The 23,154-nt window shown below is 72.1% G+C and carries 23 protein-coding genes; 10 read left to right on the forward strand and 13 right to left on the reverse strand.

What is annotated here, in order from left to right:
• Positions 1-25: 25 nt before the first annotated feature.
• Positions 26-541, forward strand: coding sequence for a ferritin (locus Bra3105_RS05845; protein WP_152352089.1), 516 nt, complete (start codon positions 26-28; stop codon positions 539-541).
• A gap of 123 nt (positions 542-664) precedes the next feature.
• Here the strand turns inward: Bra3105_RS05845 and Bra3105_RS05850 are convergent, their stop codons facing one another.
• The 3 genes from Bra3105_RS05850 to Bra3105_RS05860 all read right to left on the reverse strand — a co-directional run bounded on the left by Bra3105_RS05850 (position 665) and on the right by Bra3105_RS05860 (position 2,689).
• Positions 665-1,432 (reverse strand): SPFH domain-containing protein, encoded by a 768-nt coding sequence (locus Bra3105_RS05850; protein ID WP_228358978.1) that lies wholly within the window; start codon positions 1,430-1,432, stop codon positions 665-667.
• Between the two features lie 373 nt (positions 1,433-1,805).
• Entirely contained in the window at positions 1,806-2,255 is a 450-nt protein-coding gene (locus tag Bra3105_RS05855; protein ID WP_228358979.1) for a hypothetical protein, read from the reverse strand.
• Positions 2,252-2,689, reverse strand: a complete 438-nt coding sequence (locus Bra3105_RS05860; protein WP_228358980.1) for a cupin domain-containing protein — start codon at positions 2,687-2,689, stop codon at positions 2,252-2,254. The genes Bra3105_RS05855 and Bra3105_RS05860 overlap by 4 nt, the downstream gene beginning before the upstream one ends.
• A 199-nt stretch (positions 2,690-2,888) precedes the next feature.
• On the opposite strand from Bra3105_RS05860, the gene Bra3105_RS05865 reads away from it, so the two are divergent.
• Positions 2,889-3,395 carry a hypothetical protein gene (locus tag Bra3105_RS05865; RefSeq protein WP_228358981.1) on the forward strand — a complete coding sequence of 169 codons (507 nt, stop codon included), beginning with the start codon at positions 2,889-2,891 and terminating at the stop codon, positions 3,393-3,395.
• Between the two features lie 39 nt (positions 3,396-3,434).
• Here Bra3105_RS05865 and Bra3105_RS05870 read toward each other — a convergent pair whose 3' ends face one another.
• Complete coding sequence (locus Bra3105_RS05870; RefSeq protein ID WP_228358982.1) at positions 3,435-4,217, reverse strand: patatin-like phospholipase family protein; 783 nt, start codon at positions 4,215-4,217, stop codon at positions 3,435-3,437.
• Between the two features lie 119 nt (positions 4,218-4,336).
• Here Bra3105_RS05870 and Bra3105_RS05875 point away from each other — a divergent pair, with 119 nt between their 5' ends.
• Positions 4,337-6,004, forward strand: a complete 1,668-nt coding sequence (locus tag Bra3105_RS05875; RefSeq protein WP_228358983.1) for an MFS transporter — start codon at positions 4,337-4,339, stop codon at positions 6,002-6,004.
• Between the two features lie 18 nt (positions 6,005-6,022).
• Here the strand turns inward: Bra3105_RS05875 and Bra3105_RS05880 are convergent, their stop codons facing one another.
• The 4 genes from Bra3105_RS05880 to Bra3105_RS05895 all read right to left on the reverse strand — a co-directional run bounded on the left by Bra3105_RS05880 (position 6,023) and on the right by Bra3105_RS05895 (position 10,732).
• A complete protein-coding gene (locus Bra3105_RS05880; RefSeq protein ID WP_228358984.1) occupies positions 6,023-7,360 on the reverse strand; it encodes a glycoside hydrolase family 32 protein in 1,338 nt (445 codons plus the stop codon).
• 120 nt (positions 7,361-7,480) lie between these two features.
• A complete protein-coding gene (locus Bra3105_RS05885; protein WP_228358985.1) occupies positions 7,481-8,422 on the reverse strand; it encodes a glycine betaine ABC transporter substrate-binding protein in 942 nt (313 codons plus the stop codon).
• Between the two features lie 43 nt (positions 8,423-8,465).
• A complete protein-coding gene (locus Bra3105_RS05890) occupies positions 8,466-9,461 on the reverse strand; it encodes an ABC transporter permease (protein WP_228358986.1) in 996 nt (331 codons plus the stop codon).
• Entirely contained in the window at positions 9,458-10,732 is a 1,275-nt protein-coding gene (locus Bra3105_RS05895) for a quaternary amine ABC transporter ATP-binding protein (protein WP_228358987.1), read from the reverse strand. Before Bra3105_RS05895 ends, Bra3105_RS05890 begins: the two co-directional genes overlap by 4 nt.
• 469 nt (positions 10,733-11,201) lie before the next feature.
• Between Bra3105_RS05895 and Bra3105_RS05900 the strand changes: the two genes are divergently transcribed.
• On the forward strand, positions 11,202-11,600 hold the full coding sequence (locus Bra3105_RS05900; protein WP_228358988.1) for a VOC family protein: 399 nt from the start codon (positions 11,202-11,204) through the stop codon (positions 11,598-11,600).
• A gap of 98 nt (positions 11,601-11,698) precedes the next feature.
• Here Bra3105_RS05900 and Bra3105_RS05905 read toward each other — a convergent pair whose 3' ends face one another.
• Complete coding sequence (locus Bra3105_RS05905; protein WP_228358989.1) at positions 11,699-12,532, reverse strand: phosphosulfolactate synthase; 834 nt, start codon at positions 12,530-12,532, stop codon at positions 11,699-11,701.
• Between the two features lie 95 nt (positions 12,533-12,627).
• A complete protein-coding gene (locus Bra3105_RS05910) occupies positions 12,628-14,019 on the reverse strand; it encodes an MmgE/PrpD family protein (RefSeq protein ID WP_228358990.1) in 1,392 nt (463 codons plus the stop codon).
• Positions 14,020-14,337: 318 nt separating this feature from the next.
• Here Bra3105_RS05910 and Bra3105_RS05915 point away from each other — a divergent pair, with 318 nt between their 5' ends.
• From Bra3105_RS05915 to Bra3105_RS05930, 4 genes are all read left to right on the forward strand, one after another.
• Positions 14,338-15,300 carry a WXG100 family type VII secretion target gene (locus Bra3105_RS05915; RefSeq protein WP_228358991.1) on the forward strand — a complete coding sequence of 321 codons (963 nt, stop codon included), beginning with the start codon at positions 14,338-14,340 and terminating at the stop codon, positions 15,298-15,300.
• Positions 15,301-15,369: 69 nt separating this feature from the next.
• On the forward strand, positions 15,370-16,299 hold the full coding sequence (locus tag Bra3105_RS05920) for a hypothetical protein (protein WP_228358992.1): 930 nt from the start codon (positions 15,370-15,372) through the stop codon (positions 16,297-16,299).
• Positions 16,296-16,976 (forward strand): hypothetical protein, encoded by a 681-nt coding sequence (locus Bra3105_RS05925; protein WP_228358993.1) that lies wholly within the window; start codon positions 16,296-16,298, stop codon positions 16,974-16,976. The genes Bra3105_RS05920 and Bra3105_RS05925 overlap by 4 nt, the downstream gene beginning before the upstream one ends.
• A gap of 266 nt (positions 16,977-17,242) precedes the next feature.
• A complete protein-coding gene (locus Bra3105_RS05930) occupies positions 17,243-17,857 on the forward strand; it encodes a YceI family protein (protein WP_228358994.1) in 615 nt (204 codons plus the stop codon).
• Positions 17,858-17,971: 114 nt separating this feature from the next.
• Here Bra3105_RS05930 and Bra3105_RS05935 read toward each other — a convergent pair whose 3' ends face one another.
• On the reverse strand, positions 17,972-18,781 hold the full coding sequence (locus Bra3105_RS05935; RefSeq protein WP_228358995.1) for a DsbA family oxidoreductase: 810 nt from the start codon (positions 18,779-18,781) through the stop codon (positions 17,972-17,974).
• A 169-nt stretch (positions 18,782-18,950) separates the two neighbouring features.
• Between Bra3105_RS05935 and Bra3105_RS05940 the strand changes: the two genes are divergently transcribed.
• Positions 18,951-20,771, forward strand: coding sequence for a cation:proton antiporter (locus Bra3105_RS05940; protein WP_228358996.1), 1,821 nt, complete (start codon positions 18,951-18,953; stop codon positions 20,769-20,771).
• Positions 20,772-20,790: 19 nt separating this feature from the next.
• On the opposite strand, the gene Bra3105_RS05945 is transcribed toward Bra3105_RS05940, so the two are convergent.
• A complete protein-coding gene (locus tag Bra3105_RS05945; protein ID WP_228358997.1) occupies positions 20,791-21,402 on the reverse strand; it encodes a LysE/ArgO family amino acid transporter in 612 nt (203 codons plus the stop codon).
• 69 nt (positions 21,403-21,471) lie between these two features.
• Here Bra3105_RS05945 and Bra3105_RS05950 point away from each other — a divergent pair, with 69 nt between their 5' ends.
• A complete protein-coding gene (locus Bra3105_RS05950; protein WP_228358998.1) occupies positions 21,472-22,428 on the forward strand; it encodes an ArgP/LysG family DNA-binding transcriptional regulator in 957 nt (318 codons plus the stop codon).
• Here the strand turns inward: Bra3105_RS05950 and Bra3105_RS05955 are convergent.
• The gene (locus tag Bra3105_RS05955) at positions 22,425-23,054 is read right to left on the reverse strand and encodes a TetR/AcrR family transcriptional regulator (protein ID WP_228358999.1); all 630 of its coding nucleotides are present in this window, start codon (positions 23,052-23,054) and stop codon (positions 22,425-22,427) included. The genes Bra3105_RS05950 and Bra3105_RS05955 overlap by 4 nt on opposite strands.
• Between the last annotated feature and the right edge of the window lie 100 nt (positions 23,055-23,154).

Here is a 23,154-nt window from a genome sequence, read left to right on the forward strand (position 1 = left end):
GGATCGGGCGGCTAGTGTCAGCTCCATGAAGATGAGCACTGATCTCGAGAAGAAGTTCCAGGCCCAGATCACCCTGGAGCTCGCCGCATTCGCCACCTACCGTCAGCTCGCCGTCGAGGCGGACGAGCAGGACCTCCCCGGCATCGCCGCCTGGCTCCAGGCCCAGGCCGAGGAGGAGCTGGTCCACGCCAACAAGTTCATCGCCCACGTCTCCGACCGCGGCAACCACGCCCAGATCGGCACCATCGCCGCCCCCGAGGTCGCTCCCGGCCTCTCGGTGCTGGCGATCTTCGAGGCGGCCCTCGCCCACGAGGAGAAGGTCTCCGAGTCGATCCGCGAGCTCTACCGCTCGGCCGACAAGGAGGGCGACCTCGACTCGGTGCCGCTGCTTCAGTGGTTCATCGACGAGCAGATCGAGGAGGAGTCGACCGTCTCCGAGATCATCGGCCGCGTGAAGCGCGTGGGCGACGACGGCTCGGGCATCCTGCGCCTGGACGCCGAGCTCGGCGCGCGCACCCCGGCGGTCTCCGACGAGGAGTGATCGCTCCGCGATCGACGCCTGATCCCCTCGCGGCCTGAACGACCGCGAGCGGGACGGCCGACATCCGACGGCCCGGACACCCTGGTGTCCGGGCCGTCGTCATGTCCAGCGCCTGCTGTCGCCTCAGGCGTCGTCGCCCGTGCCTGTCCCGCTCACCGTGCCTCTCAGGCCCGGCAGCGTCCCGGCGTCGACCGTGAGAGTCGCGCCGGCAGGAAGTGCCTCGAGCAGTCGCACGCCGGCCAGGATCGGGCTCCGTTCGAGCATCTGCGCGGCGGCGAGGCGGGCGCGGGTGGCCTTGACCTCGGCACGGGCACGCTCCATCGCGGTGCGGGAGGTGATCTGGACGACCTGCTCCTCCTCGCGCGCGAGAGCGACCTGGCGCGGGGCCGAGGCGTCCTTGAGGACCACCGCGACCAGCTCGAGCCCCACCCCAGCGGCGGCCGCGCTCGCGGCGCGGCGCACGCCGTCGAGGTCCACGCGGCGCTGCAGGACGTCGTCCAGGGGGACCGCGGCGACGGCGTCGCGCAGCGCGATCTGCACCGCGAGGTAGACCTCGGCGTCGGGATCCTCGGCGGCCGCGGCGAAGGCGACAGGATCGCCCACCCGCACGGTGACGACGGCCGTGACGTGCACGTCGATGCCCTCGGCGGCGGGGATCGACTGCGGGCTCAGCACGAGCTGGCGCCGGCGCAGGTCGACCTGGCGGAACCGGTCCGCAGGGCGGGCGACCTCGCGGCGCGAGATCTTCTCGAGCCGCTCCCCGCGGGCGCGCACCACAGCGCTGCCGGGCACGGCGACGGGCGAGAGCAGCGCAGCCCGCTCCCACGTGGCGGAGCCCTCGTCCGCGAAGGCGAAGGCCGCCGAGGCGCTGCGGCGTCGGCTGAGGATCATGTCGCGTCCCTCCTGGAGTCCATGCTGAGGCTGAGTGTGTGCGGTCGTCGCCGGGCGCGGACGCGGAGGGACGGGGCCCCGGGGCGTCCCCCGCCGAGGCCGGCGCACCGGCGTGCACAGGATCGGCCCCGGGCCGCTGGTCCGCTCCGCGGCGAACCCGCAGCCGGCGACGACCTTGTGTCTGGGGAGTCGAACCCCGAGCCCCGAAGGGCTGATGCCCGAGCAGCGCGGACCGGTCAAGACGCGGGACATCTGCGGAAGACCTCGATGCCGCTCCGTGCCCGATGCTCGCCACCAGTCTGCGGGCAGCACCTCGAAGGGCGCGAGCGCTTTTCCGGCGCGACACCGTCCGGGCGGAGGCCGGTCGCTCGGTTCAGCCGGACAGCGCGACCAGGTGCGCGAGCAGGGCGATGCCGCCGACCAGGAGGCCCACGAGCTTCAGCAGCTCGAGGGCGACGTAGGCATGGTGGGCGCGTGATCGCGGAGCGTCCTCGCCCGCGAGCACGGCGTTCGAGCGGCGGGTCAGGCGAGGCTGGACCACGGCAAGCTGGCCGATGAGCGTGAGGATCGCGAGCACGAGTCCCGCCACGGCGGGCGCAGGGATGCCCGCGCCGGCCCCGACCACCAGGCAGACCACCACCACCACGACGATCGCGATCTGCACGGCGTGCAGCACCCGGAAGACGAGCCGGCCGATCCCGAGGCCCACGGCGAGTGTGACCCCCGGCGCCTGGAACTTCACGGGCGCCTCGATGAAGGAGAGTCCGACGATCAGCCCGATCCACACGAAGGTCAGGGCGAGGACCACGGCGAGCGCGCTCATGCCCGCTTCTCCTGCCCGGCCACGGCGTGACGGGCGATCGTCAGGATCACCACGGCGTCCTCGAGGGCCACGAGATCGTGGCGCTCCTGCGGGATCACCAGCAACTCCCCGGCCGAGAGCTCGAACGTGCGCTCCCCTGCCCGCACCCGCACCCGTCCCCGGAGGGTCTGCAGGGTCGCCTCCCCGGGGTTCTCATGATCCGAGAGCCGCGACCCCTCGGTGAGGGCGAGGACGATCTGCGTGAGCACGCCCGGGCGTCCGGCTCCGTGCGCTGCCCCGCCATCGGCATGCGCATCGATGCCGTGGAAGGGGCGGCCGGCGCGGCCGCTGTGCGCCGAGGCCGCGGCGTCGAGCAGCTCGTCCGCGAGGAGTTCGAGGGAAGTGACGGGAGAGGAGCCGGAGGCGGGATCGGTGGCGGGATCGGAGGCGTTCACGCCTCGACGCTACCGCGCGGGGCCCATGCGTGACCGGGACCGACGTCCCGTCATCACGGACGCGTGTCCATTTCCGCAAGCTCGGCTTTGCGAAATTGCTGGAGACCTGGCTACGGTGACGTCACCGCAGGGCGCACGCCCTGCCCACCAGCCCGGCGGGCCGTCATCGGCGCCGGGGAGCACGAGTGCAAGGACTGACGTGGAGCACCTGCCGGACCGCTGCCTGATCCTCGGCGACGAGCATGATCTGGGGCTCATCTTCACGATGTGCCAGCATCTGCACGAGGATGTGGGCGGCGCGGTGGTCCTCGAGCTCTCGCGTGCCCGGCGCCCTCCGCTCGATCTCCCCGGCCGCATGATGCTCACGGTGCTGCCGCGTCTCGTGCCCTTCTCGGCCGAGTCGCTGTGGGGAGCGCGCGGCGCGCATCCCTCGGCCGCCCGTTCCCTGGGCCTCCCCGAGGCCTCCCAGCCCCGACCCGGCCCGGCCCTGCCGCGCGGCGAGCGCGCCGCCGCGGCACTCAGCGCCTTCGCCGACGAGTGGCTCGTGCCCGAGGACCCCGCCGTGGGCGATCGCGCCCTCTGGGTGGGGATGGTCGGCGTCCCCGCCGTCGACGCCGTGTGCGAGCGCCTGTGCCGGACGGTGCCCCGCCTCCACCTGCATCGGCCGACCGTGGTGGCGGCACCGGACACCGGTCGCCGCTCCTGAGGACGACCTGCCCTCGAGGCCGCCGAGGGCCGCGGTCCCTCAGAGCCCGAGGGCAGGCAGCTGCTCCCGGGCGATCAGGTGGCCGCGCGCGGCGATGCGTCCCGCCCGATGGAACGAGAGCGCCGAGGCGCCGTCCCCCGCGGGCAGCTGCAGCAGCGTCGCCTCGGGATGGGCGGCGAGCACCGCGAGCTCGATGCCGTGCTGGGCGATGCTCAGGGAGTCCATGACGTACCGGGCCGTGCGCCGCCGCGGCACGCCGGCCTCCCACGGGTGCGTGGGCGGCGGGCCCAGCACGCTCACGGCGAGCAGCGTCTGCGCCTCGGGGTCGGGCCGGTCGGGGATCGGCAGCGGCTGGACGAGGGTGCCGTCGGCGAGCACACGACCGTCGATCTCGATGGGCGGCAGCAGGGCGGGCACGCCGATCGAGGCGCGCACCGCCGCGCGCAGCTCCCCGCTCTCGAAGGCGACCGGCAGCCAGGTGGTCACGTCGGTCGCGACCACGCGCAGCGGCAGGTCCAGGTCCTCGATGCGGCGGTCGCCGTAGAGCTCGTCGAGCAGCCGCTCGATCCGTCGACCGCCCACGACCCCTGCGCCGCGCGCCGGCGGGTCGACCAACCGCAGGGCGTCCAGCGGACCGGCCCGATCTGCGAGTCCCTCGAGCGTGCGCACGCTCCCGGCCGCGACCGCGCCGGCGACGAGCGCCCCCATCGAGCAGCCGTGCAGGCGCACGATCTCGTGACCGCGTTCGCGCAGCGCCCGCAGCACGCCCAGATGCGCGAGCCCGTAGGCGGATCCGGCCCCGAGCACGAGTTCGATCCTCATGCTCGCGAGGCTACCGGCAGCGCCACGGAGAGCACGGCGCTCCACCTTTCGATGGACCTTTCTGACAACACGTCACATCGCTCTTGAACCACATCCACGGCGCGACTACCATCATTGTTATGACACAGCGTCAGTTCAGTCCGTCCGATGCACCTTCCACCCCGGCCCCCTCTCCCGATCCGCGCCGCTGGAGGGCCCTGGGCGTGCTGGCCCTCGCGCTCGCGCTGATCGTGCTGGACGGCTCGATCGTCACGATCGCCCTGCCCGCGATCATCGGCGACCTGGGACTGGACATCAGCGATGCGCAGTGGGTGAACTCGCTGTACTCCGTGGTGTTCGCCGCGCTCCTGCTCCCCTCGGGACGGCTCGGGGATCGCCTCGGTCGGCGCACGATGCTGGTGGTGGGCGTGGTCGTGTTCGCGCTCGCCTCGGCCGTCGCCGGGCTGGCCGGCAACGGCGGCGCCCTCATCGCCGCCCGCTTCGTCCAGGGCATCGGCGGCGCGATGATCATGCCCTCGACCCTCTCGACCGTGAACGCGACGTTCCGCGGCAGGGAGCGCGCGGCGGCGTTCGGCGTGTGGGGCGCGGTCATGTCAGGCGCGGCGGCGCTCGGCCCGCTGCTGGGCGGATGGCTGTCCTCGTCGGCGAGCTGGCGCTGGGTGTTCTTCGTGAACCTCCCGCTGGGCGCCCTCGTGCTGATCGGCGCCGGCCTGTGGGTCGCGAACACGCGCGCCTCCTCCCCCGCGGTCTCGTCCCCCGCATCCGCGCCCGCGGCCGACGCCGCTCCGCGCCGCGCGGGCGTGCCCGATCTGTTCGGGGCGCTGCTGAGCGGTCTGGCCCTCGGTCTCCTCGTCTTCGGCATCATCGAAGGGCCGGACCTCGGCTGGCTGACCGAGGAGAAACCGCTCATGGTGTTCGGCGCGAGCATCAGCGGACCCGCGGAGACCTCGGTGGTGGCGCCCGTGCTGCTGGTCGGCGTCGTGCTGCTCGGGGTCTTCCTGCTGCGGGAGCGCCGCCTGCTGCGCCGGGGACGCGACGTGCTGCTGGATCTCGACCTGTTCCGGCTCCCCACCTTCGCCTGGGGGTCGCTCACGGCCGCCGCCGTCGCCGTGGGCGAGTTCGCGCTGCTGTTCACGCTGCCGCTGTACCTCGTGGACGTGCGGGGACTCGACACGATGGGTGCCGGTCTGGTGATGGCGGCGCTCGCCGTCGGCGCCTTCCTCTCGGGGGCCATGGCCCGGCACGTCGCGGCGCGGTTCGGGGCGCCCCGCACGGTGACCATCGGACTGACGCTCGAGGTGGCCGGTGTCCTCGCCCTGGTCCTCCTGCTCACCCCGCAGCTGCCCCTCGCAGCGATGACGGCGATCCTCGTCGTCTACGGGGTCGGCCTCGGGCTCGCCTCCGCGCAGCTCACCAGCACCGTGCTGTCCGATGTCCCCGTCGACGAATCCGGCCAGGGATCCGCCACCCAGTCCACCGTCCGGCAGCTGGGCACCGCGCTCGGGTCCTCGGTCGCCGGTGCCCTGCTCGCCTCGGGCCTGGCCCGATCCTCCGAAGCCATGAGCGGGCCGACGGCCCGGGCTGCGCAGGCCCTCGCGGACTCCGCCGGCGGATCGCTGCAGGGCCTGCGGGCGCAGGGCGCCCCCGGCGACCTCATCGCCTCGATGGAGGACCTCTTCACCGACGGCTCGCGCAGCGCGATGATCGGCGCGGGGGTGTTCCTCGTGCTCGGCCTGCTGGGCGCCCTCCAGGTCTCCCGCGCCGCCCGGCGCTCCGTCACGGACTGAGCCGCGGCGCTTCGCCGCCTACGCCGTGCGCTCCGACTCGGGGATGCGCAGGCTCCAGGCCTGCAGCTCCTGGCCGCTGATCCGCAGCTGCTCGCCGTCGGCGAGGTGCACGCGGCGCGTGTGCGGCAGGGTGCGCTCCCCGATCGCCTCGAGGAGGCTGCCGTCGACGAAGATCCGCAGGGCGCCGTCAAGGGCGACGACCTCGTCAGACGCGCCGTCCGCAGCGAGCACCTCCACGCGCGCCCCGTGGGGTGCGCGCACCTCGAGGCGCGGCGGCGCCCCGACCTGGACGGCGTTGCCGATCACGAGCTCCTCGCGTGCGCGCAGCGCGTCGATCTCCCGCGGCACCCGCGCGAGCAGACGGTCGTTCTCGAGCGCGAGCTCACGGGGGAAGGTGAGGCACCCGGCCCAGCCCTGGGCGTCGGACTGCTCCTGGGTGCGCTCCTCCCCCTCCCAGGACCAGCCCCACATCAGCACGCGATCGTCCTCGCGGTCCTGCACCGCCTGCGGCGCGTAGAGATCGGGACCGGAGTCGATCGGCCCGCCGGCGCGGGCGACGAACCGCGGGAGCCCGCGCTCGTCCTGCTCGAGGGCGCCGACGAGGTGCACCGTGCGGGAGGTCCGCCCCTCCGCAGGGCCCCGGCGATCCCACAGGGAGAGCAGCAGCACCCAGTCGCCGTCCACCTGCACCAGCTGCGGGCACTCCCAGATCTCCGCGGGCGCGATCTCCCCGGCGATCGGGTCCTCCCCGGTCAGCAGGGCGCCCAGCGGCTCCCAGCTCTCCAGGTCGTCGCAGCCGTACAGCAGCAGCGCGGGCGTCGCGGGGGCGGCATCGTCGCCGTCCGCCCCGTCGGCATCGAGGATCCCGGCACCTTGGACCGCATAGCGATGTCCGAAGGCCCCGAACACGAAGGGGTCGCGCACGCCCAACAGGCGCAGGCCCTCGGGGACGTCCGCGACCACGTGTCCGGGCTCGAGGATCTCGGTCATGTCCGCGCTGGTGCGCGCGAGCATCACCCGCGCGTGCTCGTCGCCGACGCCGTCGACGCCCGAGTAGACGAGGGCGGGCGCGTGGTCACGGGCGGGATCGAGGAGGGCGACCCCGCTCCAGCAGCCGCCCGCGTCAGCCTCGCCCGGGCGCGGGACCAGGCTGTCGGGCTCGGCGCGCCAGCTCACCAGATCGGGGGACGACATGTGGCCCCAGCGGATGTCCCCGTGCCGCGGCGCGGCCGGATTGTGCTGGAAGTGCACGTGCCAACGGCCGTCCGTGCGCACGATCCCGTTGGGGTCGTTGATCCAGCCTCTCGGGTGCACGCGGTGCAGGGCGGGGAAGGAGGGATCAGGGGCGTCGGACATGGAGGCACCTCGTGCTCGTGGGCGGGGCGGGCGTAGCGGGGCGGGGCGGGGCAGTTCGGACGGCGCAGGGCCCGCCGCCTCACGCATGAGGCGGCGGGCCCTCCGGGGCGTTCCCCTCGGTCAGCTCTTCTTGACCTCGGGCAGGACGTCGGGGTTGTCCTCGAGCCACTTCTTGACGGCCTCCGCCTCCTTGCCCTTGCCGTACTCGTTGACCACGAGGTCCTCGAGGCTGTTGTACTGCTTGTCGTCGAGCTTGATGCCGCCGATGAACTCCGCGGCGTCCGCGAAATCGTCGGCGAAGTCCTTCTTCCCCAGGAAGTGCAGACCCTCCTTCTTGCCCATGGCGCCCTCGGGGTCCTTGAGATCCTTCACGGGGAAGGCCGTGTTGGCCCAGAAGGGACGCCACAGGGTGACGACGATGTCCTTCTCCGCGTCGGTCGCCTTCTTCAGCTCGCTGAGCATGGCGGTCGTCGAGGAGGTGACGAGCTCGTACTCCTTGTCCAGGCCGTACGCGGGCATCGCGTCGTCCTTGACCACGCCGGTGAGGCCGGCGCCGGGCTCGATGCCGATGATCTTCCCGTCGAACATGTCGGCGTTGCCCTTGAGGTCGGCGATCGACTCGATCTTCGTGTACTTCGGGACGGCGATGGTGAGCACCGCGTTGCCGTAGTACGTGTCGAGGTCGTCGATGTCGTCGCCGTACTTGTCCATGTACTTCTTGTGGGTGACCTCGGGCCAGGCCGACGGGTAGATGTCGATGTCGCCCTTGGCGAGCCCCGCGTACAGCGCCGCGGGCTCCTCGATCTCCTGGTGCTTGACGGAGTAGCCCATCTCGGTGAGCCGGTTGTCCAGCAGGTAGGCGGTGCTCAGGCCGTCCGTCCACGAGGGGACGTAGCCCATGACGATCTCCTTGCCGCCGCTGTCGCCGGAGTCGCCCGAGTCGCCGCCAGTGGTGGCGTTCCCGGAGCAGGCCGCGAGGCCGAGTCCCACGAGGCCCGCGCCGCCGACGAGGGCGCTGCGGCGGGCGAGGGGGCGGGTGCTGAGGACGTGTCGTTCGTTCATCTCTGCTTCTCTCCTTCGGTCGGGATGTGGAATGCGACGGGGATCAGGCGTTCGAGTCGGCCGATGCGGACGCGACCGCCGATCCGCTCGAGGCGCTCGCGGCGTTCGCGGAGGACGACGCCGCGGCGGCCGACGCGGACTTCTTCGCCCGGTTGCCGCGCGCCTTCCGCGCGAGCGCGATCAGGGAGCTGCCGTACTGGTTCGGCGTGCCCAGGGCGGCGGTGAGGCGATCGAGGAACACGGCGAGGAAGACGACGGACAGTCCGGCCTCGACGCCGAGCGGCAGGTCGAGGCTCGAGATCGCCTGGACGACCTGCTTGCCGAGCCCGGGAGCGCCGATCATGCCGGCGATGACGCCCATCGAGAGGGCGAGCATGATGACCTGGTTGACGCCGGCCATGATCGTGGGCACGGCGAGCGGCAGCTGGATGCCGCGCAGGATCTGCCAGGGTGTGGCGCCGAAGGCCTCGCCGGCCTCGACGGTCTCGCCGTCGACCTGACGGATGCCCAGCTCCGTCATGCGCACCCCGGGCGGCAGCGCGAAGATGATCGTCGCGACCATGCCGGGCACCACGCCGATGGAGAACATGGTGACCGCGGGGATCAGGTAGACGAAGGCGGGCATCGTCTGCATGAAGTCCAGGATCGGCCGGACGATCGCGCTGACCACGCGGTTGCGCGCGGCGAGCACGCCCACCGGGATCGCGATCACCACGGCGATCACGGTCGCCACCAGCACCAGCGCGGTGGTCTCCATCATGTGCACCCACTGCCCCATGGACAGCACGAGCGCGAACATGATGACGGTGCCGATCGCGAACTTCCAGGAGCGCACGGCCCATGCGAGCAGGGCGCAGATGATGATCAGCGCGATCGGTGCGATCCCGGTGAGGGCGAGGGTGAGGTTCTCGACCAGGAACGTGAAGATCAGCTTGATGGCGTCGAACAGCCAGCCGACGTTGTCCGTGAGCCAGTCGATGGCCGACTCGACCCAGTTGCCGATCGGGATGGCGGGGATGATGCTCTCGTCGGGGTTCATCGGGCCTCCCCTCCCTGGTGCTCGGAGCGCGCGGCGGTCGTCAGTTCCTCATCCGGCGGTGATGGAGGCTCCGAGGGCGACCCGCGGTGCTCGTCGTTCGCGACGCCCGCGGCGGTCAGCAGGGTGACGCGGGGGACGACGCCCGTGAACTTCCCGGCGCCGTCGACCACCACGAGGGGGCTGAGGTGCTGGGCCGACGGCGCGAAGAGCTCGGCGATCGGGGTGTCCTCCCGGACCACGGGCATCTCGTGGACGCTCGACCAGGGCAGGTCCTCGCGCCCGGCGCTCACGGCGTCGGCGACGTCGTCCTCCCAGAGGACTCCGGCCGGCGTGTGGTCGCGGTTCAGCACCACGAGCCACGGGTTCTGGGTCTCGCGCATGAGCTTGTGGGCGGTGCGCGGGCCCTGGGCGGTGCCGAGCACCTCGGCGGGCTTCTCGAGGATCGCGCCGGCGGTCAGCACGCGGCTGCGGTCGACGTCCTGGATGAACTTCGCGACGTAGTCGTTCGCGGGCTCGTTGAGGATCTCCTCGCTCGTGCCCACCTGGACGATGCGGCCGTCGCGCATCATCGCGATGCGGTCGCCGATGCGCATGGCCTCGTTGAGGTCGTGGGTGATGAACAGGATGGTCTTCTCGAGGCGCTGCTGCAGGTCCACGAGCTGGTCCTGCATGTCGCGGCGGATCAGCGGGTCCAGAGCGCTGAAGGCCTCGTCCATCAGCAGGATGTCGGTGCCGGCGGCGAGGGCGCGGGCGAGGCCCACGCGCTGCTGCATGCCGCCGGAGAGCGCCGAGGGGCTGTAGCCGCCCCAGCCCTCGAGGCCCACCATCTGCAGAGCCTGCTCCGCCTTCTTCTCCCGCTCGGCGCGGTTCACGCCGCTGACCTCGAGCCCATAGGCGGCGTTCTCGCCGACGGTCCGGTGCGGCAGCAGGGCGAAGTGCTGGAAGACCATGGAGATCCGCCGGCGCCGCACCTCGCGCTCCTGCTTCGCGGACATCGTGAACAGGTTCTCGCCGCCGATCTCGAGGCTTCCGGCGGTCGCGGGCAGGAGCCCGTTGACCATGCGGATGAGCGTGGACTTGCCCGAGCCGGACAGGCCCATGACCACGAAGATCTCACCGGGCTCGACCTCGAAGGAGGCGTCGATGACGGCGGCCGTGAGGCCGTCCTCGCGCAGCTGGTCGCGGGTGCTCCCGCGGCGCAGCGCATCGACGCCCCGCTGCGGGCGGCGCCCGAACACTTTGAAGAGACCGTCGGCTGAGATGACGGGCACTATCGACTCCCTCGTGTAGACGTCCGGCGAACGGCCAGGGACAGGCAGATCGCTCCGGAACCGCGGTTCTGCGAGCGCTCGGAGCGATTCCTCCGCCTTCTCGAGCGCGCGAATGACGATTCTTCGATGCTGCGTCCGACCCTGACCCGACGTCCCATACTGGTCGTCTGACCTGCGGTTCTCAACCTCGCAACACCCAGGAACGCACGTCGCGTCCGATTTCCGGCGGATCCGGGTGCTGTGTCCGCAGATTTCGGACCGTGAATCCGACCCCCTCCCGGAACGCGCTCTGACCAGCACCGGCGCGGCCTTTTCGCGCACTCTCGGAGGGCGCTCTCCGGGCGCACTCATCACATTTGTGTCACGATCTCGATCCCGCCTCCGCGCTTGCGCCCCGCACGAGGGTCCCGGACGCTGGAGTCCGGGGTCCGGGCCCGTCGGACCCCCTCGCATCGGGAGGCATCGCAGCATGCGCATCACGAAGAGCTTCATGGTCCTGGACGCCGCGGACACCGGGACCGAGGCCGCCTTCTGGGCCGCGGTCCTGGGCGGCGAGGTCGAGGCCGGGCCCGACGAGGGTCCGTTCGCGCACTGGCGGGACGTCGTCGTCGACGGCCGCATCGCGCTGGGCGTGCAGCACGCCCCGGACCACGTGGCGCCCGAGTGGCCGGGGCAGGGTCCCGAGCGCCAGCGGATCCAGATCCATCCCGACCTCTACGTCGACCACGCGGACGCCCCGGCCGCGCTGCAGGAGGTGCTGGACCTCGGCGCTCGGATGCTCCAGCCGGCCGCGACGCCGCAGCAGGCGGGAGGCTTCCACGTCCTGGCCGACCCTGCGGGGCATCCGTTCTGCATCTGCTGGGAGTGAGGTCCGCGCATGCGGACGGGGGCGGGAGCCCCTGGCATGGCGCCCGCTCCCGCCCCCGTGTCCTGGGCGTCGCGCCCGTCGTGGACGCCTTCTCCGTCTCAGGCGGGGTTGATGACCCGGCCCCACGTGGACTTGTTGCCCCAGATGTTCTGGCGCAGCCCCTCGAGCTGCAGGATCTGGGAGTGGTCGACGAAGAGGTTGACCTCGTTGCCGTAGTTCTTGACGTACCACTCGAAGACGGGCCCGTCGGCCGCCTCGAACATGACGTTCTCCATGCCCAGCCCGTTCATGATCGACGCGGCGGCGCCGGTGTTCCACTCGCGGACGTTCTCGGTGATGCCCTCGGACTCGATCATGATGATCTCCGCACCGGCGTCGAGGGCCCGCTTGCCGCGGTCCACGAGGTCGCCGATGTCCTTGGCGCCCTCGGCGGCCAGCTCGGCCTCGCCGGAGTCGCCGCCGGAGCCGATCTGGATGCCGAGCTCGGGCTTGGCCTTGAGCCCGGCCTTCACGACCTTCTCGACCAGGCGCTCGAGCCCTGACGTGGGCAGCATGATGAAGCCCGTCGAGATCTCGATGACGTCGAAGCCGACCTCCTTCGCCTCCTTGAGGTAGTGGTCGACCGCGTCGTCGCCGTAGCGCAGCACGGTCTCGAGCCAGCCGCCCGAGGAGACGTAGGAGTCGTTCTCGTGGGCGATGTCGGAGAAGGCGCGCACCTGCTCCGGCGGGACCAGGGCGAAGGATCCGCCGGCCCACTTGATGCCGTCGACCCACTGGCCCGCCACGTCGAAGACGTCGCTCAGGTGGCGGGTGCCGAAGGTCGAGTAGTAGGGGGCGCGGATCTCCGTGAGGCCCACGGTGCGCGGCTTCTGGGGGCGCTTCGCGCGGGGCACGACGTTGAACGAGACGTCGAAGGGGATCTGGTTGCTCATGATTCCTCCTGGGGTGGGAGCGGGTGCGGCGGGTGTGTTCGTGGTGCGGTCGGGACGCGGGCCCGACGGGTCGGTCCCGGGCGCGGCCGACGGGGTCAGGCGCGCGTGCCGCGCACCTGGGCGAGCGCGTCCATGAGGTCGGCGACCTCGTGGTGCTCGAGGTCCTCGACGATCCCGGCGATGCGATCGCGCAGTTCGGCCGAGGCGAAGGGGGCGGCGAGCGCGTCGAACTTCTCGCGCGCTCCGCCCCAGCTCAGGGGGTCGCTGTGGAAGCCCTCGTAGGAGTCCGCTGCGGAGCGGAAGACGGTGCCGTCCGCCAGCGTCACCTCGAGGTCGGCGGGCATGGCCTGCGGGAAGCGCGCCGAGAGCTCGTCGTCCGGGACGATCTCGACGAGCCGCATGAGGTCCTGCACGTCGTCGGCGAGGATCCGCTCGTGGTGGTACTGCGCGGGCGTGAGCTCCCCGTCCAGGAGCACCGCGGCGAGCATCCACGGCAGGGAGTGGTCCGCCTCCTCCTTGGTGCGCACGGTGCGCTTGTCGCCCTCCTCGCCGCCGCCGATGATCGAGTGGGCGACGTCGAAGGTGCGCAGGCGCACGCCCGTGATCGCGGAGGCGGAGAAGCCGTCCTGGGCGCGCACGTCCTGGGCGGCGTCGAGCGCGGACTGCGAGTGGATCTCCGCGTTGTGCTTCTTGATGATCGTGCGCAGCACGGACTCGAGGTCCTCGGCCTCCCAGTCGATCGAGAAGGGACCGGCGATGGAGTCCTCGAAGCCCTTGTTGCCCTCGAAGACCTCCTCCGGGCCGGTGATCCCGCGCGCGGCGAGCAGCGCGGCGAAGGTCCCCTCCTTGGCGACCTGCGGGTAGGCGAGGCCCTTCCAGTGGCTGAGGTTCCCGGTGCGGGTGACGCGCAGGGCGTTGTTCGCGGTGCCGGAGATCGCGATCGCGTGGGCGATCTGCGCGGCGGGCAGGCGCAGGGCCTTCGCGGCGCCGGCGGCCGCCGCATAGGCGCCCTGGACGGTGTGGTCGAAGCCCTTGGCGCGCACGGGCGCCTCGTCAGAGAGCCGGGTGTGGACCTGGTAGGCGACGGCGAGCGCGGTGAGCAGCTCCTTCCCGCTCGCGCCGACGGAGTCGGCGCAGGCCAGCACGGCGCCGAGGTTGTCGCTGGGATGGCAGGTCTCCCCCGGTGCGAGGTAGGAGTCCATGAAGTCGAGGTACCGCGAGAGGCCGCTGGTGACGAAGGCGGCGCGGTCGGGCGCGGTGCGCCCGCCGCCGATGAGGCCCGAGCGCGGGGCGCCGCCGAGGTCATCGACGAGCTCGCGGATCGCGATCATCGGCTCCGCGTCGAGGGCGCCGATCGCGACGCCGAGGGTGTCCAGGACGCGGATGCGCAGCTGCTCGGCGGCGGCCTCGCTGAGGTCCTCGTAGCGGGCGCGATCGACGAACGCGGAGAGCTGCTGGACGCGGGTGGGTCCGGCGTCTGTGGTCATGGATGGCGTCTCCCTTCCGGGGTGGACGGGCCGGCGCACCGGAAGCGCTGCCGGTCATGAGCGATCAGGAGGTAAGGCATGCCTTGCCTTCCTTCTGCTCACCATGACACCACGGAATTATCTTGACGTCAAGAGATATCGTCGCCCGCCTCTCTCCAGCTCCGCCCCTCTCTCGCCACGTCCCATCGGGCGCCCCGCTCCTCCTCCGTCGCCCGATGGGGACTTCTCCCCATCGCGTGCGTGCCAGAAGCCACGTAGGTTCGCCGGAGCGCGGGCTCCACGACAACGCGCATCCCGCCCCACACCGGAGGATGATCCGTGACGAGCTTCTTGGGTGCAGACACCGACCAGCTGCGAGATCTCGCGAGAACGTTCCAGGAGCGCAGTCGGCGCCTGACGGAGATCCGCGACGACTTGGCACCGCTCGCGTCGGACCCCGCCATCTGGGTGGGCCCCGACGGCGACGCGTTCCGCGACCGCTGGGCGGATGTGTCCCGTCGCATCGATCAGGCGGCGGCGGACATCGGCACGCGTCGCGGTGACCTCGAGCGCCAGGCGGACGAGCAGGACGCCGCCTCGGACGCAGGCGGCGACGGATCCGGCGACGACGGCGGCGGGCTCTTCGGCGGTCTCAAGGATCTCTGGGAGGGCGCCAAGGGGATCGGCAAGGCGCTGTCGAAGATCAGCAAGGGCATCAAGGCCTTCCGACTGTTCAACGATCTGCAGAAGCTGGGCAAGGCGGGCTTCACGGCACTCAGGGACATGATCCACAGCCAGTACGTGGACGAGCTCGGCAACATGCTCGCCAAGCCCGGCCGCGTCGCGACCGAGTTCCTCGAGGGCAAGGGCATGCAGCGGCTGGCCGACATCACCCGGGGGGTCATGGACTCACCGGCGACCAAGCTCCTGGGCAAGACGGGCGCGAAGCTCCTGCCGGGCATCGACATCGCCACCGGCATCCATCAGATGGTGACCGCGGACGACGGCTGGGACGTCGCCTCCGGCGGTCTGAGCACGCTGGGCGGGACGCTCATGGTCGTCGCCCCGTTCACCGGCCCCGCGGCTCCGATCGTCGCCGGGGTCGGCCTGGTGGCCAGCGGCGCGTCGATTGCGATCGACGCGGGCAAGGCCATCGTGGAGAACTGGGATTCCATCAGCGGCACCGCGAGCGATGTCTGGAACTCGACGACGGACGCGGTCGGCGATGCCTGGGATTCCACGACCGATGCGGTCGGCGATGCCCTGGGCGGCGTCGGGGACGCGATCGGCTCGATCTTCTGATCCGGCGCCGAGCGCACGCACCGTGCCCCGAACACCCGAAGCCCGACGACCCGCACTTAGGATCGCACCATGACCTCGAGCACATCCGCTCCCGCCGACCCGTCGGCCGACGTGCCGTTCGGCGTCGGCACAGCCCGCACGCCGGACGGACCGATCGACTTCACCGAGTTCGACGTCGCCAGCGCCCTGGCGGTGCTCCGCCGGCGAGGGCAGAGCGATGGTCCCGTCGAGATCCTCACCCTGAGCGATGAGCAGATCATCGGCCTCGACGGCGCGGGGCGCAGCCAGCTCACGGAGCTGCCCTGGGTGCAGGACCATGCGTCGGACAGGGAGCTGCTGGCCGCCGCCGGCCTGCGTTCGCTGCTCGCGACCGGCGCCGTGTCCCTCTCCCCCGTCCACGGCGCGGAGGGCGCGGACGGCGCAGGGGGCACCGATGACGCGCAGCAGGGCGACGCGGAGCCCGCGGCACTGCGCTGGGTCGTCGACCCTGCGATCGACGGCTGCCTCGTGCTGCGTCGCACCGCCGACGTGCTCTGCGGCGTGGAGCGCCAGGTGCGGGGCGACGACGGGCTGCAGACGCACCGTCTGTACCACTACGTCCACACGGAGGGTGTCCTCGAGGAGGAGGTCACGGCCTCGGGCATGCATGTGTTCCGCTCACTCTCCGTCGCCGACGTGCCGGCTCGGATCGTGCACCTGGCGGACCCCGACCATGCCGCCCGGACCGCCTCGGAGCCCGAGGTGCTGCCGCTGTCGGAGCTCGACGACGCCGGGCAGCTCAGCCAGCAGCTCGCCGACGCCCGGGCGATCAGCCTGCTGACGTCGCTGGACACGACGACGGATGCCGTCAAGCAGCTGACCCTGTACGCGACGCCCGATGCGGTCCTGCTCATGGAGACCGGGGATCCCGAGTCGGAGGACCCCGAGGTGATGGTGCGGGCCGTCGATGCGGCGCAGCTGTCGGCTCTCGCCGCATGGTTCATCGGGGGCGAGGAGTGAGCCCCAAGGCAACCCGGGTCTCCCACCGCGCGGGGCTCGGGCGTCCGCTGCGCACGGTCCACCAGGCATGGCCCCTGTGGTGGTGGCTGCTGTGGATCGGGATCCTCGTCGTCATCCTGGGCGCCGTGTCCGTGAACCCCAACCTGGGAGCGGGGACCAAGGTCGCCGGAGCGTCGGCCCCCGTGCTCGCGACGCTCGTCGCCGGGTGGCTGCTGAGCGACAAGCGGCTCGTCGTGTGCGAAGGAGGCCTGCTGATCGGCGGCTTCTTCCCGTTCCGACTGCCGTTCGCGATCCGCTGGCAGGAGATCGAGCCGCGCGGGGTGACCTCTGTATCCGACATCGGCCGCCTCGCCTCGGTCACCGGGCGGTCCCAGGGATCCACTCTTTTCCTGCTTCCGCAGTCCCGGGCAGGAATCCTCCTCGACGGCCCGCTCGCGCCGCGTGCGCGCCTGCGCGGAGACGGATCCATCGGCGCCTTCGACACGGCGCCCGACACGGTGCGCGGGGGAAAGCTGTGGGCGTTCGCCCATCGGATGCCTCCGGAGCAGCTCGTCCACCTGCTGACCGAGCGTCTCTCCGCGGCCTCCGTCCCGCATGCCGCATCACTCCCCGACGCGGCCCTGCCCCCGCGCTCGATCGCTCGGGGAGGGAGGATCAACGGCCTTGCCCGGGACTGATCTCCGCACGGATGCGCCGCACCCGTCCGGTATGCCGCATCGACGCGATCCACCCCTCCCGTCTATCCTGGTCCGAATCCGGACGTCCGTTTTGTCCCACCCGGGGACGTGACGCCCCACCGCCCGAGCATCCGCATCCCGGCGCCCGGGACCGGCACCCATTCCAAGGAGCACCCCATGCCCCACCCGAACACCACCTCCTCGGCGCACGCGACGGAGTCGTCGCGCCCGATCCCGATGGCACCCGAGAGGACGGTGGTCCGCTGATGTCCTCCCAGCTCACAGGCACCTGGACCGTCGACCCGGACCACTCGAGGATCGGCTTCTCCTCCCGCCACGCGATGGTCACGAAGGTGCGCGGCGCGTTCAACGACGTCGCCGGCACGATCGTCTTCGACGAGGAGGACCACAACCGCTCCCACGTCGAGGTGACCGTGCAGATGGCCAGCATCGACACCCGCAGCTCGGCGCGCGACGAGCACCTGCGAAGCGCCGACTTCTTCGACGTCGAGACGCATCCGGAGATGGTGTTCCGCTCGAGCCGCGTCGAGGAGGTCGACGAGGGCGGCTTCATCGTCAGCGGCGACCTCACGATCCACGGGATCACCCGACCGATGAGCATCCCGCTGCACTTCGTGGGCGTGGACACCGATCCCTTTGGGAACCTGCGCGCGGGCTTCGAGGGCACGCGCCGCATCGACCGCCGCGACTGGGGCGTCACCTGGAACACCCCGCTGGACTCGGGCGGCCTGCTGATCTCCGACCGCATCAGCCTCGAGTTCGAGATGTCGCTCATCAAGCAGTCCGACGAGGTCTCCCCGGCTCCCGCGGTGGACGCCGCCGGCGCGGACGCAGAGGGCGGCGGTCCCGTGGAACGGTGACCAGCAGCTCCTGAACCCCGATGGGCCCGATCCGCATGCAGCGGATCGGGCCCATCGTCATTTCGAGGACTCGGCGTCAGCGGGCCCCGTGGGCCTCAGCAGTTCCTGTCGATCTCAGCAGTTCCCGTCGATGCCGCAGGCCTCGCCGCCGACGACGCCCGTCGACCCGTGGGCCGCGCCGTCCTCGCCCAGCAGCCCGCGGGCGCGGCCGAGCTCCTCGAGGGCGCCGCGCAGCGCCTCGACCGGAAGCGCGCCCGGAGCGGCGTAGGCGTCGCCGAGGACCATGAACGGGACTCCGCGCGCCCCCATCTCGACCGCGGCGCGCACCTCGTCGTCGACCTCCGCGTCGTGCGCGTCCGAGGCGAGGACCTCGCGCGCCGCCTGCGCATCGAGTCCCGCCGCGACGGCGTGCTCCACGAGCACCTCGTCCTCGAAGGGGTCGAGCTCGCCGCGGAAGTAGCCGCGCTGCAGGGAGAGGAAGAAGTCCTTCGCGGCCTCCTCCCCCGCCGCGGCTCGCACCGCCTGCAGCAGACGGTGCGCGGGGCGGGTGCTCGCGACCGGCCGCTCGAGCGCGTAGTCGCGACCGAGCTCCCGGGCGAGCTGCGCGATCTGCTCCTCCATGCCGCGCACCTCCTCGGCGCCGCGGCCGGTCTTCTGCATCAGGTGGTCGACGTTCGTGGGCGACTGGCCTGCCGCGCGCTCCTCGGCGCGCGTGGGGGCCGACGGGTCCAGCTCGAAGGAGTGCGTGCGCACCTGCACCTTCCCGGTGAGTCCGGCCTCCTGGATGGCCTGCTCGAGGCGGCCCTCGCCCACGTAGCACCAGGGGCAGACGACGTCGGTCCAGACATCGACGACGAGCGGCTGCTTCGCGCCGAGCGGGATGAGAGAGGGTGCGGCGGCGGGGGCGGACTCTGCAGGACTCATGACGGCTCATCTCCGAGAAGAGTGGTGTGGGAGCGCGAGGCGGCTCGATGCGCTCACGCTACGCTCGTGCCCGCACGTGCAGCGCATGCAGCCCGGGTGCTCTCCAGCGCTCATGGACGCGCCCGCCCGCTGCGAGATGACCTGCACGCCCGTCCGGACGGAGCCCGCCGTGACCCTCCCCATCGCCCTCGCGGTCGCCGCGATCATCGTGATCTGCGCGACCGACGTGATCGCGCCGCGCGTGCGGACCGCGGCGCCGTTGATCCTCGTGGGCATCGGGATCCTCGTCTCGATCGTGCCCGGGGTGCCCGCCGTCGAGATCGAGCCCGAGCTGATCCTCGAGGTGATCCTGCCGCCCCTGCTGTACGCCTCCGCGGTGCGGATGCCCGCGATCAGCTTCCCCCGCGACATCTACCCGATCAGCGCCCTGTCGATCATCCTCGTGATCACCTCGTCGCTGGCCCTCGGGGGCCTCTTCGCTTGGCTGGTGCCGGGCGTCTCCTACGTGTGGGGCGTGGCCCTGGGCGCCGTGCTGAGCCCCACGGACGCCGTCGCGACCTCGATCATCCGCGGCGGGCGCGTGCCCGGCCGCGTGGTGACGATCCTCGAGGGCGAGAGCCTGCTCAACGATGCGACGGCCCTGGTCATCCTGCGCACGGCGATCGTCGCGACGGCCTCGGGCTTCTCCCTCGCGGGGGCGCTGGGGTCCTTCGCCTGGTCGCTCGTGGTCGCGATCATCATCGGCGCTCTCGTCGCGGCCGTGAGCTTCGTGGTGCGCAAGCACATCGAGAGCTCGACCGTGAACACCGCGCTCACCTTCACCCTGCCGTTCATCGCCTCCGTCCCCACGGAGATGCTGGGCAGCTCGGGCCTGGTCGCTGCGGTCGTCGCGGGCCTCATCACGGGCACTCTCGATCCGCGGGTGCTGCCGCCGCGCCACCGCATGTCCAGCGCGGAGAACTGGGCGAGCATCCAGCTGCTGCTCGAAGGCTTCGTGTTCCTCACCATGGGCCTGCAGATCACCACCGTGCTCGAGGCGCTGCACGAGGACAGCCTGGGGATCCTCGCGGGCCTCGGCCTCACAGCCCTCGCGCTCGTGGTCACCCTCGCCGTGCGGTCACTGCTGGTGCGCACCCTGCTCAAACGGCTGCGCCGCTCCCGCGTGCGCGGCGAGGCGATGACCGAGCGCATCGCCTCGATGCAGAAGATGATCGAGGCCGGCGAGGACATCCGCATGCCGCGGCGCGGCGGGCCCCGCCGGGGCGAGGCGGTGACCGTGAAGAACACGGAGCTGTTCGCCACGCGGCTGCGGCGCGCCCGCGCGGACTTCGGCTACTACTCCCGCCAGGATCTGGGGCGCAGCGAGGGCATCATGCTGATCTGGGGAGGGATGCGCGGCGCCGTCACCGTTGCGGCCGCACAGACCCTGCCCGCCTCGGTCCCGCACCGTCCGCTGTTGGTGTTCATCGCCTTCGCGGTCGCGACGCTCTCCCTGCTGATCCAGGGCGGCACCGTCGGCAAGGTCGCCGGCCGCCTCTTCCCAGCCGGAGAGGCCGACGCCGAGGCCGAGGAGTTCGATCGCCGCCAGCGCGAGGCGATCTTCGACCTGCTCGCCGGCGCCGCGGCCGCCGCCGGAGGAACCAGCACGATCGGCGCGGAGACCGTGGAGGACGCGGACGGCGAGGAATCGGAGGGCGAGCGCGCTGCCGGCGCGCGCGCTGCCGACCCGGGCGAGGCCCCGGAGGACGAACCGTCCGCCGACGACGCGGGACCCGACTCCGGTGCGTCTTCCCCTGCGGCCGGTCACTCCGGGCGGCCCGGTCAGGGTCCCGACAAGGCGGAGATGCTGCGGATCCTCCGGGCGCAGCGCAAGGCCCTGCTGGATGCGCGCGACGACGGGCTGTTCGATGCGGAGATGGTCGAGCACGTGCTCGCGACGATCGACGCCGAGCAGATCTCGGTGGAGATGCGCGGCGCACCCGTCGACTGAACCCGCTGCCGCCCGGGCGTCAGCCGCCCGTCACAAGCATCACCGCGACGACGACCATCGTCACCGCGACCAGGGCGTCCAGCACGCGCCAGGCGCGCGGGCTCGCGAGCGCGCCGCTGAGCGCCCGGGCGCCGAAGCCGAGCGCCGAGAACCACAGGGCGCTGCCGATGATCGCCCCGAGGGCGAACTGCCAGCGGTCGCTCCCGTGCGTCGCCGCCACCGACCCCAGCAGGAGCACGGTGTCGAGGTACACGTGCGGGTTCAGCCAGGTGAGCGCCAGCGCGGTGACCGCGACCGCGGTCGTCCCGCCGCGTCGGCCCGCCGGGCCCTCCGCCTCGAGCGCCTCGCCCGTCGGCCGCAGGGCCCGACGCGCGGCGAGGAGCGCGTAGCCGACGAGGAACGCCGCCCCCGCCCAGCGCGCGACCTGCACGAGCTGCGGCGCGCCGGCGACCAGCAGGCCGAGCCCGCCGGCACCGGCGCTGATCAGAACGACGTCCGAGAGCGTGCAGACCACGACCACGGCGAGCACGTGCTCGCGGCGCAGGCCCTGGCGCAGGACGAACACGTTCTGCGAGCCGATGGCGACGATCAGTGCGAGGCCCGTGAGCAGGCCGTGGAGGGAAGCAGGCATCCCTCGACGCTACGAGCCCCGCACCTGAAGCACCAGCAAGGATTCCTGATGCAGATGTAGCGTTGCTTCATGAGCACCGATCCTCTGCGCGCAGCACCCGTGCGCATCGATCCCGTCCTCGCGCAGACGCTCGCCGCCGTCGTGGACGAGGGCTCGCTCGAGGCGGCCTCGCGGCGCCTGCACCTCACACCCTCGGCGGTCAGCCAGCGCGTGCGTCAGCTCGAGCAGCAGTTGGGACGGCGCATGCTGGTGCGATCCCGTCCGGTGAGCGCCACGGGCGCCGGGCAGGCGGTGATCCGCTTCGCACGCCGCCACGCGCTCATCGAGCACGAGGCCCACGAGGCCCTCGGGCTCGACGGCGAGGCGCAGGCTCCCCGGATCTCGGTCGCCGTGAACTCCGATTCGTCGGCGACCTGGTTCATCGAGCCTCTGGCTGCGTTCGTCGCCGCGCACGACGTCCAGGTCGAGGTGCTGCGCGAGGACCAGGACGCGACCGCGCGCCTCCTCGAGAGCGGCGCCGCGATGGCCGCCGTGACCTCGTCCTCGCTCGCCTCCCCCGGGTGCTCGGTGACGCCCCTGGGAAGCCTGGTGTACGAGGCGGTCGCCGCGCCGCAGTGGTGCGAGCGGTGGTGCGAGCAGTGGTCAGCGGAATCCGCGACCCTGCGGGAGTCCCGGCCCCCGTCGGCCGACGTCCTCTCCCGCGCCCCGCGCATCGACTTCGATCGCACCGACCAGCTGCAGGCGCAGTGGCTGCGGGCGCACGACGTCGACCCTGCGGACGCCCCGCGACACTTCGTGCCCTCGACGCATGACCTCGCGAGCGCGGTCGTGGAGGGGCTCGGCTGGGCGATGATGCCGCTGCAGCAGTCGGTCCCCCTGCGCGAGGAGGGCCGTCTGATCCCCTTGGGCGGTCCCGAGGTGACGACGCCGCTGTACTGGCAGGCCTGGCGCACGCCTCCCGCCCTGCTGCGGGATCTGGGAGAGCACGTCGAGGCCGCGGCTCGCCGGGAGCTGCGAGCGGGTTAGCCCACGTCGGCATCGGCGTCGGTGCCGGCGTCGGCGTCGGGGAGGAGGACGCTGCCGTCCGCGAGCAGCCGCGCGAGGTCGCGCGCGATCTCGCGCCCCGGGGTCGCGCCGTCGCCGTCGCGCCAGAGGTCGGCCGCCGTCTCCGCGACGAGCACCGCGAGGCGCGCGGTGAGCACGATCCGTGGCGTCGTCGGCTCGGTGCCCGTGCGCCGGCCGATCTCGTCCGCGAGCCTGCGTCGCTGCTCCGCCAGGAGGTCCCACACCCTGGCTCGGGCGGGCGGCGACTGGTCGATGATCGCGCGCAGCTGGCGGCGCTGCTCCCTGTGCTCCCGGTCCTCCGGCTCCAGCACGGCATCGATCGCCTGCATGAGCGCAGTCTCCGGCGGGAGCGTCGGCGAACAGCCCTCGAAGGTCTCCGCGAGCTTCTCGATCGAGGTCGCGAACTCCGCGAGGACGATCTGGTCCTTGCTCGGGAAGTAGCGGTAGAGCGTGGCGGGGTGCACCTCCGCCTCGGCGGCGATGCCCTCCATGGTGGTCCGGTCGTAGCCCTGGGACGCGAACCGCGCGAGGGCGACCTCCACGATCCGCTCCCGCGTCTGCTGCGCCTTGCGCTCTCGAAGTCCCACGGCCGCAGTCTACGAACCGCGAGCGGGAGGGCCGCGAGCACGGAGCGCGGATGGGAGGACGTCCGGCCTTGCCCCGCCCGAGATCGTGCAATACTCTCGC

It is taken from the genome of Brachybacterium halotolerans subsp. kimchii (assembly GCF_020792675.1).
GTDB classification, from domain to species: Bacteria; Actinomycetota; Actinomycetes; order Actinomycetales; family Dermabacteraceae; genus Brachybacterium; species Brachybacterium halotolerans.

Bases quoted from the DNA above. Each gene is read 5' to 3' on its own strand.
- Bra3105_RS05870 (WP_228358982.1), bottom strand. From the start codon at position 4,217: ATGAGGATCGAACTCGTGCTCGGGGCCGGATCCGCCTACGGGCTCGCG.
- Bra3105_RS05930 (WP_228358994.1), top strand. From the start codon at position 17,243: ATGTCCTCCCAGCTCACAGGCACCTGGACCGTCGACCCGGACCACTCG.
- Bra3105_RS05920 (WP_228358992.1), top strand. From the start codon at position 15,370: ATGACCTCGAGCACATCCGCTCCCGCCGACCCGTCGGCCGACGTGCCG.
- Bra3105_RS05910 (WP_228358990.1), bottom strand. From the start codon at position 14,019: ATGACCACAGACGCCGGACCCACCCGCGTCCAGCAGCTCTCCGCGTTC.
- Bra3105_RS05885 (WP_228358985.1), bottom strand. From the start codon at position 8,422: ATGAACGAACGACACGTCCTCAGCACCCGCCCCCTCGCCCGCCGCAGC.
- Bra3105_RS05935 (WP_228358995.1), bottom strand. From the start codon at position 18,781: ATGAGTCCTGCAGAGTCCGCCCCCGCCGCCGCACCCTCTCTCATCCCG.
- Bra3105_RS05950 (WP_228358998.1), top strand. From the start codon at position 21,472: ATGAGCACCGATCCTCTGCGCGCAGCACCCGTGCGCATCGATCCCGTC.
- Bra3105_RS05845 (WP_152352089.1), top strand. From the start codon at position 26: ATGAAGATGAGCACTGATCTCGAGAAGAAGTTCCAGGCCCAGATCACC.
- Bra3105_RS05890 (WP_228358986.1), bottom strand. From the start codon at position 9,461: ATGAACCCCGACGAGAGCATCATCCCCGCCATCCCGATCGGCAACTGG.
- Bra3105_RS05945 (WP_228358997.1), bottom strand. From the start codon at position 21,402: ATGCCTGCTTCCCTCCACGGCCTGCTCACGGGCCTCGCACTGATCGTC.
- Bra3105_RS05875 (WP_228358983.1), top strand. From the start codon at position 4,337: ATGACACAGCGTCAGTTCAGTCCGTCCGATGCACCTTCCACCCCGGCC.
- Bra3105_RS05850 (WP_228358978.1), bottom strand. From the start codon at position 1,432: ATGATCCTCAGCCGACGCCGCAGCGCCTCGGCGGCCTTCGCCTTCGCG.
- Bra3105_RS05880 (WP_228358984.1), bottom strand. From the start codon at position 7,360: ATGTCCGACGCCCCTGATCCCTCCTTCCCCGCCCTGCACCGCGTGCAC.
- Bra3105_RS05855 (WP_228358979.1), bottom strand. From the start codon at position 2,255: ATGAGCGCGCTCGCCGTGGTCCTCGCCCTGACCTTCGTGTGGATCGGG.
- Bra3105_RS05900 (WP_228358988.1), top strand. From the start codon at position 11,202: ATGCGCATCACGAAGAGCTTCATGGTCCTGGACGCCGCGGACACCGGG.
- Bra3105_RS05905 (WP_228358989.1), bottom strand. From the start codon at position 12,532: ATGAGCAACCAGATCCCCTTCGACGTCTCGTTCAACGTCGTGCCCCGC.